General features: G+C 64.0%; 5 protein-coding genes. All 5 read right to left on the minus strand.

Annotation, left to right across the window (positions count from 1 at the left end; genetic code table 11):
* Positions 1-10 precede the first annotated feature (10 nt).
* Positions 11-1,837 carry a DUF2341 domain-containing protein gene (locus JMN22_RS08685; protein WP_198796777.1) on the minus strand — a complete coding sequence of 609 codons (1,827 nt, stop codon included), beginning with the start codon at positions 1,835-1,837 and terminating at the stop codon, positions 11-13.
* Between the two features lie 32 nt (positions 1,838-1,869).
* Positions 1,870-3,531 (minus strand): ShlB/FhaC/HecB family hemolysin secretion/activation protein, encoded by a 1,662-nt coding sequence (locus JMN22_RS08690; protein ID WP_198796776.1) that lies wholly within the window; start codon positions 3,529-3,531, stop codon positions 1,870-1,872.
* An 81-nt stretch (positions 3,532-3,612) separates the two neighbouring features.
* Positions 3,613-4,203 carry a transposase gene (locus JMN22_RS26700; RefSeq protein WP_198796775.1) on the minus strand — a complete coding sequence of 197 codons (591 nt, stop codon included), beginning with the start codon at positions 4,201-4,203 and terminating at the stop codon, positions 3,613-3,615.
* Positions 4,204-4,456: 253 nt separating this feature from the next.
* Positions 4,457-16,969 carry a filamentous haemagglutinin family protein gene (locus JMN22_RS08700; protein ID WP_198796774.1) on the minus strand — a complete coding sequence of 4,171 codons (12,513 nt, stop codon included), beginning with the start codon at positions 16,967-16,969 and terminating at the stop codon, positions 4,457-4,459.
* A 202-nt stretch (positions 16,970-17,171) separates the two neighbouring features.
* Complete coding sequence (locus JMN22_RS08705; protein ID WP_198796773.1) at positions 17,172-18,404, minus strand: substrate-binding domain-containing protein; 1,233 nt, start codon at positions 18,402-18,404, stop codon at positions 17,172-17,174.
* Between the last annotated feature and the right edge of the window lie 26 nt (positions 18,405-18,430).

The following is an 18,430-nucleotide window of genomic DNA, read 5'->3' on the forward strand; positions in this document are numbered from 1 at the left end:
GGTCGTCCCCTCACACCGTCAACGACGGACTGGCGACGTGGTTGCCCCGTCGATGCGCCGCTTCGCTGGATTGGCTTTCACCGTGGACCTCGGCCAGGCGGGTGATGAACTCATCCACGAAGACCCGCATGTCGGCGCTGACTTCCTTGTTGCGCGTGGTCAGGCGGTTGTAGCCAAACAGCGCCGGGATCGCGACGAACAATCCCATGGCTGTTGCCAACAGGGCCGCCGCCATGCCCGGCGCGATAGCGTTGATGTTCACGTCACCGGCCATGGCGGTGCCGAGGAAGACCACCATGATCCCCAGCACCGTGCCCAGCAGGCCGATGTAGGGTCCACCGGCGATGGCATTGGACAGGGTCGACAGCTTGGCGCTGAGCTGCTGGTTTTCACGCGTCCGGACGCCGTCCATGGAGCAACGGATGGCTTCGATGGTGGCGGCGGAAATCGACGACGTATCGGCGCCCTGGTCGCGGCGGGTGCGGATCTCGGCCACCGCCACCGTATACAGGCGCCACAGCGACGAGTCCGCCAGGCGCTGCGCCAGGTCGCGTTCATCGGCAAGCATTTCCAGCCGTGTCCCGACCTTGGCGAAGTGACTGCGGAATAATTCGTTGGCACGGCTGACACGGGCGACATTGCGACTCTTGCGAACCATGATCACCCACGACTGCAGCATCATCAGCACCAGGACGGCGATGATCACCCAGGCGTCCAGCGGCACCGCGTTGAGCAGGAAACCCAGGCTGCCGAAGCCGAAGCCGGATTGTTCTTCGTCCACGCCATAGACCACCAGGCGTGACTCGGCGCCCTGTGCGGTGGCGTCGGCCAGGATCAGCTCGGGCGAGCGAGCGATGCGGGACACGCGCAGTTCATCGAGGGCGCCGGTGAAGGCCTGATAGGTCGCGGTCGGCGCGCCGACAGCCACCGCTGCCGGTGCATCGCCACCGATCGCGATTGCACTCTGCAAGGCCGGCAGCGGCTGCGCCAGGTTGGCCGCCGCTCTGCCGTTGACGTACAAACGCAACCCACTGGCATCGGCTGTCAACGCCAGGTGTTGCCATTGCCCAAGGGCCACGGCCTGGTTCGCCACCGCGCGCTGGCCGTTCACCTCGACGAAAGGAACGCCCTGGTTCATGCCCACCAAGAGCGAGTTGCCGGCGTCACGACGGGCCAGCAGCAGTTGTTCCCCTGCCCCCTGCTCCATGCGCAACCAGGTACTGAACGTCATCGCGCCCCCCGCGTTGACGCCCAGGGACGCGCTGGCTGGCAACAACAGCGGTTGGCCGTTGAATTGCGCCGCGCGGCCGATCACGCCGTCAAGGATGCCTGCCGGTGCGTTCTGCGCGTGGTTGGCAAAGGCGCTGGCATCACGCGGTGGGGCGCCAACGGCACCATCGAAGTGATAGACCAGGCTGTAATCGGCATCGAACGCCAACTGGGGATTGCTGGTGGCCGGTGCTTTCGGGTTGCCGTAGTACATCCAGATGTCCGAGCGCTTGCCCCCCTCCACCATGGGCACGTCCACCCAGATCAAGGCCATGCCCATCAGCGGATCGAAGCTTTCAATCTGGTGGTTGAGCACGGTGTGGTCGTCGGCGGCGACAAAGCGAATGTCCGAGCCGTTTTCGTTGACACCGTCAAAGGTGAAATTGCCGGTGTGCAAACGCACCAGCAGCGCAGTGCGCCCCACCGCCTCGTTGATCGCCGCGCCCTGGGGGGTGGTGTCGATGCTGATCTGTTTGCGGTAATGCCAGTCGTCCTGCCACCAGGCGTTGGCCGTTGCCGGCAGCGCAAGGCCCAGGCAAGCGAGAAGAATGAAAATCAAGCGATGCATAACGGGTTGCTCCAAGGTCTGTTGCCTGCCGGTCAAAAAGTTGCCTGCACGTTGAAGTGCACGCGTGAGTCGTGTTTGCGGGTATTGGGGCCGTCCTTGAGCGGCAGGCCCCAGTCGAGGCTGCCGGACAACCACTCACGCAAGGTCGCGCGAGTGCCAAAGCCAACGCTTGCCAGGCTGTAATCGGCTTCCTGGTCGGGTAATGCGTCTTGCAGCGCCATCTGCGCGCCCTCGGCGAAGACATACCAACGCCAACTGTCGACGTAGCTGCCAAGGCCTTCGCCCAGGTGTTTGCTCAACGACGGCGTGCGCAGTTCCTGGGAAAACAGCAGCCCGTCATCGCCCGTGCGTTCCGCAGCCAGGTAACCGCGCACGCTGGTGGCGCCACCGGCGGAAAACTGCTCGTTGGAAACCAGCGGCCCGGAAGCCAGCTGGAAGCTCAACTTGCTCGCCGCTTGCCAGTCACCGGCAAACGTCTGGGTAAAGGTGCTGTCGCCCTTGAACACCGCGAAGCTGGGATTGGATTCATAGCGCTTGGCGCGAAATTCATCGGCGTCGCTGCCATAACCGAAGAAGCTGCGAGTGCCGGCGACGATGCTCAGGCCCAGGCCGAACTGCGAGGTTTCGGTGTAGCGAAAGCCGTTGTAGGCAAGGGTGATGGGCGCGTACTTGATCGGCACTTCATCGCTCGAACCGCCGAACTGCAGGGCCTCATCGAAATCCTTGAAATCGACGCCCACCGACAGCGAGTTGGCCCAGACGCCTTGCGGGGGCACGCTGTAGATCAGTGACACGCCGTAGGAATGGCCCTTGCCCAACACGTTGCTACCGCCGATGGTTGCGACGTTGCTGTCGGATTGATAGCCGGCGAACTGCACGTTCCAGCGCTCACTCAAGGGGGCGTTATAGGAACCCGACCAGACCTGCGCGTTGTCCCGGTCCTCGGGGGCGGTGAAATAGGTCAGCGAAGCCGTATGGCCGCGTTGCCAGAGATTGTTGTGGCCGAGCGTGACCACCGAACGCAGCTTTTCGGTGTCGGCGCTGTAGTCGTTGTTCAGGCCGACGCTCGCCTGCCAGGGATTTTTATCCTCGACTTGCAAGTCGACATCCATCGTTCCCGGGCGCTGCCCTTCGCGCACGACCGGCACCACCTGGCGTCCCGGGTTACGGTTGGCAACCGCCAGCTGGGTTTGCACCGCCGCGAAATCGGCCACCTTGCCTTCTGTCAGCGCCGGAACTTCTTCGCGCACATTGACGGGAGAGTAGTGCTGGGTGCCAACCACGCGCACCCGGCCGATCCGGGTTTCGCTGACTTGCAGGTACACCACGCCGCCTTCGACCTGCTGCTCCGGCAGTTCGACGAATACCGACTGGTAACCCTTGGCCTGGTAGCGCTGTTGCAGCGCGTCGCGGGCACCTTCGATATCGGTGAGGCTGCGTTGCGGCCCGAGGAATGCGTACACCGCTTCTTCGATGTCGCGCGCGTCGAGCACGGTATTGCCGCGCACGACGTATTCGTTCACATCCACCAGCCGCGCAGGCGTTCCGGCGTCAGCCTCGATCGGCGTGCCGGCCTCTTCGGCGAATGCCGGCGCCTCGAAGGCCAGAGCGAGCATCAGTGCCGTGGGCAGGAAAGGCCACGGCCTGCGCTTGCTGTTGAAATCCCAATGATCCACACATCCCCCTCGATTCATTTGCGCCACCCGTGCAGCGCCTGCTGCCAAGCCGCGCGCTGCCAGGCCCGCAGCGTTGGCAGCGTGTTGTCCTGTGACGGTTTATTTGTGTTTCGAATGCCTGGACAGCCAGGTGTGCAACAAGGCGAAGTTCAACGAGAATTCCGGCATGTGCATCAAGTCGCCGCAGAACACTTCGCTGACGATGCGCTCGAGCAATTTCGCCGCGTGAGGGCTATCCAGCAGTTCGCCGATATCCCGCACGAAGACGGCGAACGTCCAGACCCGCTGGTTCAGCTCGAGGCCGACAAACCAGCGGAACAGCAAGTTGTAATTGAGCTGCTCGTACAGCTGCTTTTCGCTGGGCAGCGAGTACAACAGTTGGAGCAACAAGGCGAGCATCAACGCCGGCACCGGCACCTGAATCTGATGTTCCCGTGCCCATTGCTGCAGGGGTTCGGAGGAGGCCTCCAGCAGTTCTTCGATTTGTGGGCGCAACATGACCAGGGAATGGCCAGGCGGCACGTAGCTGGACAACTCCTTCAAGGCGCTCTGCCAGTCGTCCTGGGACACGATCCACACCCAGGGTGCGCCGTAGCGATAAACCGAAACCGGCTTCTTGCGTGCAGCCTCGACGATCTTCGACAGGCGCTGGTCCAGCTCCTGCATGCCCACTTTCGAGTAACTTTCCATAGACCCCATAGCCCCTGTCACACCTGGCATCCAGCGCGAAATAGCGCAAAAAAAGTTGTCCGGGCGTCCCTGCCAAAAGCTTCTTTTATGAACGGCAATCCAGTGCCGTTGCCCTTTCACACAACCTTGACCGAGGCAACCGGCCACTACCGAACTTTTGTCATCGAATCTTCATGAACGGCTACGGACAGCGCCCCGCGCCCATGAAAAAGGGCGACAGTTGCCTGTCGCCCTCGGGCCTTGATGACGATGCTTACAACGTCAGGTTGCGTTGCTCCTCGGGGGTCAATTGATTGCGCGCCTGGTCGTCCAACCGTCCAGCCCCCAATACCCGCACGCTGTTGCTCGGTTCCTGGGCCGGCGCACGGCTGGCGCCTTCCTGGGACGGCGCCAGACGTTCGTTGCCGAAGCCCAGGACCTGCACGCTGAACACCGATGGCATACGGTTGCGCGAGGCGGCCTGTTGTTCGCGCGCGACGCCTTCCGCGGCATCGCTCGCCGACGCTGCGGCGGAGCTGGCGTTGGTCAGTGCGCCAGTGTTGACCACCGCGCTGACCGGCACGCCGTTGGACTTGCCTTGCACCTGGATGTTGGCGGCGTTCACTACATGCAACGCGGCAATGTTGATGTTGCCCGAGACCCGGATGCCCGCCTCTCCCGCGTCGATGGTGCCGAGCGGCGCGAGCAGGTCGATGTCCCCCGGCGCGACCTCGGCGATGGGGTTGAGGGTGGCAATGCCGGCGCCAGTGCTCGGCACCGACGGCGACAGGGTGACGTTGCCCCAGTCGTCGTAGACGCGCTTGGGCGGCGTGTACACCAGGGTGGTTTTCGAGCCGCGACCGGCGTTGATATCCCCGGTCGCCGACCAGGCGAGAATGTCGCCGCCGAAGGTGGTCATGATCCGGCTTTGTCCCAGCAACACGCTGCCGTTGCTGAACAACTGGATGTCACCGGTGCCTTGGGTGATGACCCCGGCACTGGACGGCGGGGCCTCGCCTTCGATACCAAACACCTGCTGCCCGCCGGGGGTCAGCATCTGGATATCGCCACCGAAGTTGGTGTGCACCCCGGCGCCGCCGAACATCGTGATGTCGCCCTGGTAAGCCAAGGCATTGCCGGCCACGTCGTGGGTGGGGAACAACGCGGCGATGGCGTTGCGACCGCGCAGGTAGCTGCCGGAACGCGGGCTGCTGGCATCGTTGTACTCGCGGCCACCGGCACGCAGTTCGGCGAAATACACCTGACGAGCAAACACCCGCTGTTGTTCGGACGGCAATGCCGCGAAGTAGGCCAGCGCCTGCTCGGTATCGCCGTTGAAGCCATACCGCAATGCCAGCCACGCCGCCAACTCGACCTCATAAGTCTTCGCCACCTTGCCCGGCTGTTGGGCCAGGCCGGCACCGGCGTCCGCCAGGTTGGCCGGGTCGAGGTACTGCCGCACGAAGCCCAGGTAATCCGGCCCGGCGGCGCCTACACCGGCTTGCATCACGATGCTTGCGCCGGGGCGATTGTCACCGGCTTTCACCGGACCGAGGCTGGTCACGGCAGCCTGGTCTTCCATCAGGATATTGCGCCCGGCGCTGATCTCCAGCGTACCGGGGCCGGCGACATTGAAGGTGCTGTAGAGGATGTCGCGGCCGGCGGAGACAATGGAGATGTCGGTGGGGTCGTCGTGGACGAACAGGTTGCCGGTGCTGGTGGGCCCGGTTTCGAACTGCGTCAGTAAAGTGCCCGCAATGTCACCACTGTTGACGATATCCCGCCCCGCCATGATCCATACGGGGCTGGCGGCCTCGTACCAGGTCTCGCCGCCCCTGCGACCGGCACTGAAGGCAATCAGCTCGCCCGTGCGCAACCCAACGATATCGCCCCTGACGGCGTAGAAGCGTACCGGCTGGTCCGCGCCTCGATAATCTCCGCCAGACCCTGTACCGCCGAACGCGAACAAGCCCATTCCGATGCTGCTGAGTAGCGAAGGGTTCGCACTCGCTCCTTCCAGGTCGCCGTGTAGCACACCCGATCGGTCCTTGTAATAGAACGCAGGATGGTCCGGAGTTGCCAGGCTGCTTGCTGAAGCATTGGTCGGTGATATTGCGTAGCCTCCCGCATAAATCGAATCCCCAGCGAGAAACTCCAGCTGCGCCTGGTTTCCAGGCGCCAGGATCAAGGAATAGGGGGTCACAAAGCCCCCTACCCCACGTGATGAGGGCCCGTAATACAGGCTGCCTGAGGGCGCGGCTACCCGCAAAATCGACGGATAGACGAAACGCCCGTCGGTCGGTGAATAGTCCATACCGCCACGAGGCGTGGCGATATTGACGCCAGTCGAAAGCTCTGCGCCTTGGGTCGAAGGCGTAAGGTTCCCTCCAGCGGCAAACAGATCGATAGACGTATGGTCAGTCCACAGGCTGAACCAGGAATATCCGGGGCCTCTGGCCCCGCCGCCCAGGTCCACCGACTGGGCGGCTCGTGTCGGCGCACGGCCCGGGTCCACTGCGGCGCCAAGCACGAGATCGCCACGGGCACCCAGACTGGCGGTGGCATCGCCGGGTACCAGCAACAGTCCACCGGTCGCGCTGGCCATCGTTGCATCGTATGGGTTGTAGGCACGGATCTCTCGGGGGTCCTGCGAAACCTTGTCCGGACCGTTGATCAATTCCATGCCGCCGAACGAACCGGCACTGGCCCTCAGCGAACCCCGCAAGTTCGTCAGGCTGCCATTCATGTCATGGCGCGAATCAACCGGCTGGCCGGCTAAGTCGAGAAACGCCCTAGCCTCCAGTGAAGGGTTGAGCGCGCCGCCGATTGCCAGCGACAGGTCACCGCCACCCGTGAACTTCAATTGACCGTCCACCATGCGCCCGGTCGAGCCGACCGCCAGGACTATCCCCTGACTGCGACTGGCGCCCTGCTCGCCTCGCTCTCCACGGGGGGCCAACATACCCGCGTCGCCTGCGACTCGCACATCCACGTTGCCGCCACCCAAGGTGCCGATACCGGTAAAACCGTTCAATACCGGATCGGTGCCATGGGGCACATAGGTGCCGAAATTGATCCACCAGGCCGTAGGCGTACCGTCACCATCGCCTTGGCGCCACAACCAATTCCCAACCCCCGAGCTCTCTATCTGCGGTGCGTCTTCGGTCACGAGAGTACTTTGTTTTCTGCCGACTATGTCACCGGCCAAATCGCCGCCCACCGACAGCAGCAGGTTGCCGCCATGGTCTGGATACCATGCGCGATATCGGCTGTCTGCGCCGCCATCCACCAAGCGTTCATAAGGGCTGTCACCGTTCCCCAGGATCGAGTCAGTCGGCAGGCCGGCGTTGTTCACCGAGACGCCTCGCGCAAGGTTGTACGCCGCCGAGTCGGCCAGCCTCAAGGACGACGTGCCCGCGGTATAAATGCCAAACAGCGATTGCATGCTGAAATCACCTGCGCTGACCAGGTCCAGATCGCCTGTACCGGTACGAAGCACACTGAAGCTGCTGGTGCCCACCACGTAGGTGTAAACGCTCCCACCGACGCATAACCCCGGCGCCTGGGCACAGAATTCGTCCTCCGACATACCGTACAGGTCCGCCAACTCCGCCACTGGCCGACCGGCATAGGTCAGGTCACCGAAATAGTCGAGCGAGGCTTGCTCGGTCAACGTCCGCCCCGCCGCGACGCAGAGCCCTGGCGCCTGCCCGCAGAACTCGTCGACGCTCATGCCGTAAAGGTCAGCCAACTCCGCCACGGGTCGCCCGGAGTAGCTCAAGTCACCAAAATAGTCGAGCGAGGCTTGATCGGTCAGCACCTGGCCTCCCGCCTTCGCCAGCATTCCATAGTGAGTATCGGCCACGGTAAAGCGCCCATGCTCGGCATACGGATTGACCAGGCGGGTATCAGCGGCTTGCAAATCAGCGCCCGCCACGGCACGTAGCGACCAGGACTGCGAACCCTCGGCCAACATGGGCGCGATTGCCCAGTTGTGGCCCTTGCCATCGCCGCCGCGCAGATTGATCTTGTCCACGCCTTCGGCCAGCTTCACGTCGGTGCCTGCGGGTATCAGCGCGCCCAAGGGCAACAGCAACGCGCCCGCCTGAACCACGGTGCTTGGGCTATGAACTGTCACCGAACTTGCCGGGCGGCTGGGCAAAGCCACGCCTTTTGGCCAGACCAATCCGGTCAAGGCGGTATCGCCGATCAACACCGAACCACTCCCGAGGATCATCCCTTGCGCCACGGTCAGGTCGGCGGTCAGGCGCGTACCGGCGGCATACGCCACACGGCCGTCGCGGTAACGGATATTGGCCGCCAACACCGTGCCGGCAGGCAGTGAAATCGCCTCGGCCAACTCACCGTCCACCGGCAGGCGCGTGCCTGCGGCCAGAGTGATGGCTTGCAACGGCAGGTCGTAGTTGAGGATGACGCCGGAGAGGAACGTCGTGCCGTCCTGCAATTCAATGCCCGCGCGGGGCACGATCACATCGCCGTTGAACATTTGCTTGCCGGGCGTCAGCACCCAGCCATCGTCGTCCGGTGTTTCTGGCGGCGGCGCGAAACCATCGTTGATGCTGCCAAGCACGGTCAGGTCGCCCCCGGCGCGCAGTACCAGGCTGCCGACTTCGCCGGAACCGTATACAGACGTTTGGGGTGTCAGCGGATTGAGGCTGGCGTAGCGATAGCCGGACAGGTCCAGGTCGCCCTGCACCACCAGGTCACCGTCGGCGGTGGCACTGACGATTTCGACGCCGGGGCGCAGGTGGAACGCGTTGCGGTACGTCGCATTGTTCAGCCCGGCCAGCTTACCGTCGCGCAAGGCGTCGTTTTTCAAGGCGTTGTCGATGAAGTCCCGGTTTTCGCGGTCGATGTCGTTGAGGTAGTCCTGATTGATGATCTGATACGGCCTGCCGCTGGCCGCCGGATCGCTGCCGTAGTGGGCATTGTCGTAACGCTGCACACCATTGAGCGCTATCAGCTTGGCGCCCTGGATATTCAGGTTGCCGCTGGCGTCGATGGCGATATCGCCGGCAGTCGCCCCGCCCAGGCGAGGAGCGTTCAGTTCCAGGGTGCCGCGGGCCTTGCCGTCGTGGCCGGTCTTGGCGGCAGTGCCGTGACGCAAATCGATCCGAGCGCCGTCGGCCAAGGTCAGCAGGCCATCACCGGAACTGAGCTCGACCATGGCGCGGTTCGGCGAATCGATAATCTGGCCGTAGCTGTCGACCCGGAGCACGCTGCCATGGGCGTCGAGCATGGCGTTGCCGCCAACGGTCAAGCCTTGCTTGCCCGCCAGGCGAATGGACCCCACGCGCTCGCCACTGGCGTCCACGGTGCCGTTGACTGTCAGCTTGCCGCCGTCCACCGACACGCTGATCACGCCGGCCTTGAGCCCATCGCCGATCACCAGGTCACCCTGCTTGAGCTGGAAGCTGCGGCCGCCGAAGACCTGGCCCTGGTTCAGGCGTTGGTTGAGGGCGGCGAACTCATCGCTCAGGCTACCATCGCCCAGGCGCTGCGCACGGATGTCCAAGCTCCCGGCCTTGTAGGGCACGGCGGTGCCGCCCGCATCGTAGTAGCCGCTGCTGCTGCCCAGCACGCTGCCCGCCAGGTCGACCTTGCCGGCGGCCGCCGCCAATGCGGTGGCCTTGAGGCTCCCGGCCTGGTTGTTCACGGCGGAGAGATCGATCACCGAGCCGGCGGCCTGGCGGATATTGCCGTTGCGGCTTTCGAGGATCAGGTCACCGCCCCAGCTGTACTTGTTGACATCGTTGAAGGTGACTTTGCGTCCGGCCAGGTCGAGGCGCGCGGCATCGGTGAGGGTCAATTCATCCTCGGCGCTGAGGGTCAGCTTGCCGCTGGGCAGCACCACGTTGCCTTCGACCCGCACATTCTTGCCGTTCAACGCCAGCTCGGCGCCCAAGCTGTCGGCGCTGGCCACCGGCAGGCGACTGCCCGCCGGCGCGCTGACGCGGATATTGCCGCCTGCGGTGATCCGGTTGACCGACCCGGCCTCGCCGGTCATCAACGGCGTGAGGATGTTCAGGTTGCCGCCGCTGTACTGGAAACCTTTACCGGTGATGTATTCGCCCTGGCTCTGGTAAACCGACAAGCCTCCCTTGTGGTTGGCGGTGATGCGTTCGCTGGCGTTGAGATTGACGTTGGCGAATCCCAGGGCCAGGCGGTCATAGGCCTTGGCCACCTTGGACTCGGTGGCTGGGGCATAACCAAACTCGATGCGTTGGGCATCGATCTGCAGGTTGCCCGTGCCGGTGCCCGCGCCGCCGGCCACGATGCTGCCAGCCTCGTTTTGCACGCCATTCCAGATCAGGTTACCGGTGCGAATCAGCGCCGTTTCATTGGCATTGCCTTTGCCGTAGATCGCTGGAGTGCCAAGCACCAATTCCTTGAGCCGCGACTTGCCAGTCACCGCGTCAAAGGTATCGAGGCTGGCGTTGCCATAGAAATTCAGTGAATCGCGCGCGCCCAGCACCAGGGTTTCGAGCGCCGGCGCGCCAGCGCTGGTATCGCCCAGCAACAGGCGGTCGAGCACCTGCTGGTTGAGTGTCAGGCCGCTGGGCAACAGATTGCGTGACGCCAGGTCGGCCAGGGTCTCGGCGCTGCCAACGTTGATGCCGCCAACCGCCAGGGTCAGGTTACGGGTACCGAAGCGTACGGCATCCGTCAGCTCGAAGCGATTGTCCGTGGCCGAGGCGATGGTGCCTTCGGAATACAGGCGAGTGGTGCCGGTGCAAACGCCGTCGCACACGCCGATGCGGATACTGCCTGGTGCGCTGTCCGGACTTTGCGGGTTGGGTGCGGAAGGCGCCAACATGTTCACGTAGCCATTAGAGACGGCGAGCACGCTGTTGCGACCGGGGTTGTAGAGATAGCCATCGCGCGAGTCACGCGCCACGGCGCCCATGCCCAGCGTATTGATCGACGCGCCCTGCTCCACGGTGATGCCGCCATTGGGACTCGACGTCACCAGGAACACTTCCGGCGCCCGCAGGGTCGCACCGCTGCGCAGGGTGATATTTTGGGTTCGGGAGGCGCTGCCGTTGCCATCACTGAATTCAAGGAAGTTACCGCCCTGGCCATAGCGGGCCAAGGCGTAACCGCCAATGAACAGGCTGCTGGCGCCGATGGCATTCACCGCATCGTCGGTCAGGGTTACAACGTCCAATCCAGAACTGACCGCCTCTCCTGCCTTGATGATCTCCAGGTTCCCGGCCCTGACCAACGTGAGTGCGGTGGTGCTGCCGCGACCCTCTTTGGCTGCTTTGCTCAGCAGTTTCCCGGCAAAACTGAAGCTCGGTTGGTCACTCTGGTTGCGCTCGAACGTGACGTTGAACGCCTTGGCATCCCGGGGCAGCAGGACGGCGGGCACGCCCAGGCGCGCCGCGTCGGCCAGGGCAAACTGATTGAAGCTGGTCTCGTTGTACTGCGAATAGCGGCGCAACGTATCCGCCGCGGTGACGATGACCTGGCTCGCCAGGCTGTCGCGTACGCCGGTGCCGGCAATACCCAGCGTGCCGGCCGTTGCCCAGGAGCCGTTACGCATGGCCTGGGTCGGCACCACCCCACCCTGCCCGGCCAGGCCGTTGACCTCGATGCGAAACGCACCCGGCAGCAGCGCGTAGGTCGAGGGCAGCAAGGTATAGGTGCCGGCCGGCAAGCCGGGTACGCCGGCACCGAGGGTAATCTGTTGGCCGACCAAGGGGGCGACGGCGCCGGCTTCACCACCCGCGGGCGCATAGCCGGTCTGTACGCCAGGAACGATAGCGTAGACCGGGTTGCTGCTCAGTGCCGGTAACAGGAAACCGTCCGGACCGAACTGCACCAAGGGGTTGAAGCGCGCGTCAGTGGAGCCGCCACGCCCCGAGATGAACCCGGCGCCGGTCAATTCACCCCCACCGGACACGTCCACAACGGCTCCCGCCGCAACGTCGATGGTCTCGCCCACCAGATCGATCTTTCCCGGCACGCCATTGAGGGCTGGCCGCAGCAGGCTCTTGTCGAGCGTCACGCCATCGAACACGTAGGACTTGCCATCCGCTGTTCCGCCATAGGGCATGACGAGCCCCGCGCCGCTGACGGAGGTCAGGCTGCCGGGCAGCATGTTCACATCGCTGCCGGGACGGGACGCGGTCTCCAGTGCCGTCTGGCCAATGATCAGGTTGCCCAATGGCGCTCGCAGAATGCCGCCCTGGTTGATGACATCCGCTTCAAGCCGCAACTCGCCGAACGCGGAATAAGGCACCGAGGGAATCGCCGAGCCGTTGCGGCCTATGTCCATGCGCTTGGCGGTCAGCGTCCCTTGCACGCCGGTGCCGGGATAGATCTGCGCGGCGGTGAGGCCCAGGACGCCGGGGGTGCGAAGTAACATTTTATGATCGGCCTGGCTGCTCGCCATCCGAATGTCACCCTGGCTGTTCAACTGCAAATCCGCAAAACCACGACGATCGACGTTTCGAACTTCGCCCTGGGCCATCGTCAGCGTTCCGCTGCCGCCGATCCTCACCGCGTCGCGAACCTCAAGCAACCCGGTCGCTGACACCAACAACTGCCCCGCGGCAGGTCGTGCCGAAGGCGCCAGCCCTATGCCGGTGCTGCTGTTGTCAGCCCCGGCGGTCGTATTATCTTGCGCGCCGGCCAAGCGCACATAGTTACCGCGCAGTTTGACCACCGAGTCCGCCGCCGCTGTCTCCGCCATGCCGTACGCACCCGCGTAGAGCTGAAGCGCATTGGCCATCGTCAGGTTGACATTGCCATCGAAGGTCAGCAGACCGGTACTGAAGAGGGACAACGTATCAAAGCCGCCGGCCTCGACCTGATCCACCGCAAGCCGTGCATAGCCGTGCTCCAGCAGGGAGGCGCCCTGCTCTGGCGCGCTCCCGGCCGTGATACCCGTCGCGGAATGGTGCTGCTCGATAATCAGTTCGCGAGTCTTGCGCTGGTTGTCCGGCAAATCCGAGCTGTTCAAATAAACCGTCGCCCCGAGCCCGACCGACAAGCTTCCGCCCGCCGCTCCGGCACCGCCGGCGGCAGCCTTGAATTGACCGTCCAGGTAAAGCCCACTGGTCGAGCCAAAACTGATGTCGCCGCCGTGGCTGGCAACCACTCGGCGTTGCCCCGCGTCATCCAGCACCGCCTGGGCACCCGAAGCATCGAGTAACGCGCCTTCGCGCACCACGATGAATTTGCCGATACCGCCGCCGTCGCCCGTCGCATGATCGATTTCACCACCGATGACGATACTTCCGCCGTTACGCACGAACCCGTATTGGGTCCCCCTGGTACCCGTGGCGGTGGCGGCGCGAGCGGCTACGTCCAGGACCGCGTTCTCGCCGATCCAGATCGACTTGAAGTTGTCACTGGGCGGTATGACCGCCGCTTGCGGCCCAGGCGCGGAGCCGACAGTGATCGAGCCGCCCCAGGCATTCAAGGTGCCGTCCACGGTGATCTGGCCGATGCCCGTCAAGCGGATCGCTTGTCCGGGGTCGACATTCAACACTGCCGACTTGCCCACCAGCAGGTCAGCCGTGGCGACATTCGCCGCGCCGGTTTGCTGGCTGCCGGCTTGCAAGGACAGGCTGGCACCCTGGCGTTGGGTCAGCACGCCCTTGCTGGCGTCTTCGAGGTACAGCGGTGGCGTCCAGGTCTCCAGCGCGCTGCCCAATGCACCACCGGTGGCGACCCCAGGCGCGCCAGCGCCTTGGCGATAAACCGGCAGGGTGACATCGACCCGGGTGCCCTCGGCAACCTCAAGGCCGTCGTTGCCGATGATGTCGTAGGCGGAAAAGCCTTTTTTGAAGAAGCCGCCATCGAGCAGCAAGGTACCGGCCGCCGCGGAGGTCGCGGTGTCGCTGATCAGGACTTTACCGGCCTGCAATTGCAAGGTGCCGCCGCCCTTCACACCCTGGCCCCGCAATTCGCCCCCCAGGCTCAATCCGCCGTTCAGGCTACTCAGGGTTACATCGCCCCCTTTGCCGCCCTGCACCTTGCCCGAGTTGAGCAACACCGCTCCGGAAGAAACGTCCAGCACGCTGCCGGCGCCCAGCGCGATGGCGCCGCCGGTTTTCAGGGCGATGCTGCCGCCGTTCTGGTACGGCAAGGCGCTGATATCGCCAGGGTCCAGTTGTAGATTGCTCCACAGCCCGCTGGCATCCAGACGCACCCCGTCAGCCACCCTGACCGAGGACGCGCCGACAACCGGCATCGTGCCGTCGACCTGGACGAAATCCCTGCCTACCTGAATGGCACCAGCGTGGGCAGTAAGATTGGCATTCACGGCCACCTTCGGGCCAAACAGGCTGATGGAACCGGCCGGAGCCACCTGCAACGCACCGTTGACTGTGATGCCTTCGCTCGCAGCGACCTTGACGGCACCGAGCTTGAAGCCGTTGAGCTGGTTGCTGTCCAGGTACAACGTGCCCTCGCGATCCGTCGGCAAGGCTCCGTCCAGGCCGACGCTACCGGCAACGCCCGCCGCGCCTTGGCCGAAAATCACGCTCTTCAAAGTATTGGCCGTGGCGCCAAGGGCATATTCCACAGTGCCGCTTTCCTTCACGTAGAACGGCACGTACGAGCCGACCACCAACTGCCCGCCACGGGCCACGGCTTTCTGCGACTGCTGGTAGCCATCCAGGCCGGCCTGGGCGGCGCGGGTCTGGCGGTCACCCTGGAAGGTATCGCTGGCGAGCGTGCCTTCGAGCACCGCGTTTTTAGTCCCGATCACCAGGGTGCCGGCATCGCGGCCGACCGTGTAGCCGGCCTCCTGGCGCGAACGTGGAGCAATCAAGGGATTGTAGTAATACTTCGTTTGCCCCCAGCGCTGGGTGTGGTCTTCGTATCCCTTGTAGATCCCGGTGTAGAGCATGTCCCCAGGCGCACTGTTGAGTTCATACAAGCGGCCATCGGCGCCCTTGAGCCAGGTCTGCTTGACGGTGCCGCTCTGCACATCCAGCGTGCCGCCGGACAGATTGATCTGCGAGCCGGCCTGGGTCACCACATCATTACCGGTAAAACTCACGGTGCCGCCCTGGGCCATCCATTCGCCAGCGCTGTGGCCCTGGGTGCCGCGGTAGCCGCTGACTTCCAGCAGACCACCGGCGGTGTACCAGCGATCAGTGGCGTAGCCGTTGGTGCCGGCGGGTACGAACACCAGCTCACGCGCATCCACCCACACGTCGTTGTTGTTCAACGTACCTTCATCCCGGTTGCCGGCGGCATCGCGCTGCTCGTTGCCCTGGATGTTGACCTTGATGCTGTTGGCTTCCATCGCGACCTTGACGCCGGTGGCGCCGGAGACGTCGATCACCGCACCGTCGCGCACCAGGCTGCGGGTGCCGGCGTTCACCGCCACCTGACCGCCCGTGGCGAGGGTGATCGATCCCTTCTGGAAATCGACGCTGCCAGCGCTGTCGATCTGCACCAGGGACAGGTCTCGGCGATAGGTGTCCGCTGGAATGACTTTGCCGTCCTGGCTGACGATCGGTTTCAAGGCACTGTCGCGTTGGCTGTCCAGGGCCATCGCGCTGGCATCCACCAGAATCGCCGTGGTACTGCCCTCGCCCAGGGTCACGTTGGCATCGCTGCCTCGCGCCGTGAGGTGCAGCGTGCCACGGGTGTCCGCCGAGGTGCTGGCCAGGGCCACGCCGTTCTGCCGCACCTGGTTGCCGGTCAGGGTCACGTCGCCGCTGGCGGCCATCAACAATCCTGTGTTGCTCACCCGGCCGGCGCCCGTGCCGCCATTCTGGTGGGCGATGACTTCATTGCCGCGCGTGGTCGACGTCGAGTTGCCGTCACTGGCGAAGCCCTTCTTGATGGTGAAGCTGTCGCCCGCCGCCAGCACGGTCTGTCCACGCGGGGTACTGATGGTGCCTGCGTTGTCGACGTTTTTGCCCAGCAACAAGACATAGCCACCGCCGGCGGTCGATTTGCTCGGGGCGGTCGTGGAAATCTGCGCGCCCTTCTCCATCCGGATCGCGCCTTGGGCGTTGGTAAAGCTCGCCGCGTTGGCGTTGTAGAGGCCACCGGTCTTGAACTGTTCGTCGCTGAAATCCGTAGCGGCGGCCACCAGGTTACGCACGTTGACCTGGCTGCTGCCGCTGAACACCACGCCGTTGCTGTTGAGGATCATCACCGTGCCGTCGGCCTTGATCTGGCCCTGGATCTGGCTCGGCGCGGTGCTGTTGTTGACCTTGTTCAGCGCGGCCCAACTGGCGTCCTGTTGAAACGCCAGGGTGGTGTCACGGCCAATGTTGAACGTGTCCCAGTTAAGGATCGCCTTGTCGGCGGTCTGCTTGATCGTCACGATAACCTTGCCATTGGCGTCGGTCTGTACCGGACCGTTGGCGTTGAGAAACAACGGCTTGCCATCCGGCCCGATCACTGCGTTCAAGCCATTGCCGCCCAAACCGTTATGAATGGTTTGCGGCGCGCCGAAACTGGCCGCACGCCCTGCCGCCTGGGCAGCCTGGCTGGCCGCAATCGCCGCCACCGTGCTGTTCATGTTCGCCAGCGAACGGCCCAACTGCTGCTGCACCCGTTGCTGCTGCGCCAGCGGTGGAGGCGTTCCAGGGCGAGGCGCGCTGGGGCTGGCCGGGCCTGCGACAGGTGCCGCGCCCTTGGCCGCGAACCAGGCCGAACTGAAACTGGTCGCTGCGTAGGCGGGATTGGCCAGCAGCAGCAAGGCGATGGCCTGGGCCAAGGGTTTGAGGCACAGCACAGCAGCGGAATCAGTGTTACGGCGAGTGACTTTCTGGGGGCGGCAACGCATCACTACGGATCCTTTTTACGCAGGGCGAATTCGATAGCGCCCTCTGGACGAGGCGCGCAAATGACTAATCCCAAGGCAGGTTGAAGCCGTCGCGACCGAACTTTTGTCACGCAATGTTCATCTGCCGGGCGGTTGCCTGAAACGAAAAACCGGCAACAGCGCGAGGCTGTTGCCGGTTCATGAAGCAGACCCTAATCAGGGCTTATTGCGGACGACCAATGCCGTTGCAGGCGGTGGTGTTACCCACCGACAGCGAGTTGGTAGCGGTCCAGAAAGTGCTGCGAATGGCGGTTTTCCAAGTGTCGGTGATTGGAATCAGCTTGGCGGCGATGATTTCATCGTCGTTGTTGTTGGCATCGGACAGGGTGTAGTGGCGGCTGATGAAGTCACGTACGGCCGCGGTGTCGGTGCTGTCCTTGTAGCATTGGTTGAACACCAGGAAGGTGTAGCCCACGATGCTGTAGCCCGTCGCCGGGTTAGGCAGGACCTTGGCCCAGTTTTCCGGCAGGCCACGATCAGCGGTGGCGGGCGGCGCAATGGTGCTCAGCGCGGTCGTCACGTTGCCGACGGTAGGCAGGTTGCCGTTGACGCGAGCGACCACGGCGTTGCTGGTGGCGTTGACATCTTCCGGCCCGACGTAGCCGATGGCGCCTTCGGTGGACAACACGGTGCTGGCCATCGCGGCGCTGCCAGTCACGGCAGTGGCGTTCGCCGGAACGGTGCCGACCGCCGTGGTGAAGGTACCGTTGGTGGTGAACTTGGTCGGGCACTGACTGTTCAGGTGACGGGTGAAGATCTCGCTGGTGCCGCTGCTGCCAGCACGGTAGTAGACCTTGATCGGGGTGGTCGGGTAGGTGCTGTTGACCTGGTTCCAAGTGGTGACGGTGCCCGAGAAAATGTCGCACAGCTGGGCGCTGGTCAGGTTCAGGTTGTTGACCGCGGTACCGTTGGCCAGCGTCAACTTGTACGGAACGGTCACCGAAGTGGCTTCGGCAGGAATCTGGATGATCGGACCCCAGTTGGCAGCGTTGCCGGTTGGCACGGCTGGCGACTGGTGAGCGGCGCGATAGGTGGTCAGTTCGGCAGTGGACAGAATCGAATCACTGCCGGCGTAGTCAACGGTCACGGCCGGAACGTAGACCTTTTCCAGGGCAGTTGCGGAGTTGCCGTCGAGGTTCCAGACCAGCACGTCCGAGTTGTTGGTCAGGAAAGCAGTCTTGCCGCCACCGCTGCCCACACCCACGTAGTTGTCGAAGGCCGGTTGTGGCGCTGGACCGTTGAGGATGCCGACGGGGGCCGCGACACCACCGGTCGGAGGCACGCCGTACAGGTTTTGCGGCAGGGTGGCACCGCCACCGACGACAGCGGCCATGGCCTGGGCAGAGCAAAGGCCGGCGACGGCCATGGAAACGGCGAGAACGTTGCGCTTGAACATGAAGAATCTCCTTTCATCGTGTCTGG

Source organism: Pseudomonas sp. HB05 (assembly GCF_016756915.1).
Lineage (GTDB): Bacteria > Pseudomonadota > Gammaproteobacteria > Pseudomonadales > Pseudomonadaceae > Aquipseudomonas > Aquipseudomonas alvandae.

Bases quoted from the DNA above. Each gene is read 5' to 3' on its own strand.
- JMN22_RS26700 (WP_198796775.1), bottom strand. From the start codon at position 4,203: ATGGAAAGTTACTCGAAAGTGGGCATGCAGGAGCTGGACCAGCGCCTG.
- JMN22_RS08705 (WP_198796773.1), bottom strand. From the start codon at position 18,404: ATGTTCAAGCGCAACGTTCTCGCCGTTTCCATGGCCGTCGCCGGCCTT.
- JMN22_RS08690 (WP_198796776.1), bottom strand. From the start codon at position 3,531: ATGAATCGAGGGGGATGTGTGGATCATTGGGATTTCAACAGCAAGCGC.
- JMN22_RS08685 (WP_198796777.1), bottom strand. From the start codon at position 1,837: ATGCATCGCTTGATTTTCATTCTTCTCGCTTGCCTGGGCCTTGCGCTG.
- JMN22_RS08700 (WP_198796774.1), bottom strand. From the start codon at position 16,969: ATGCGTTGCCGCCCCCAGAAAGTCACTCGCCGTAACACTGATTCCGCT.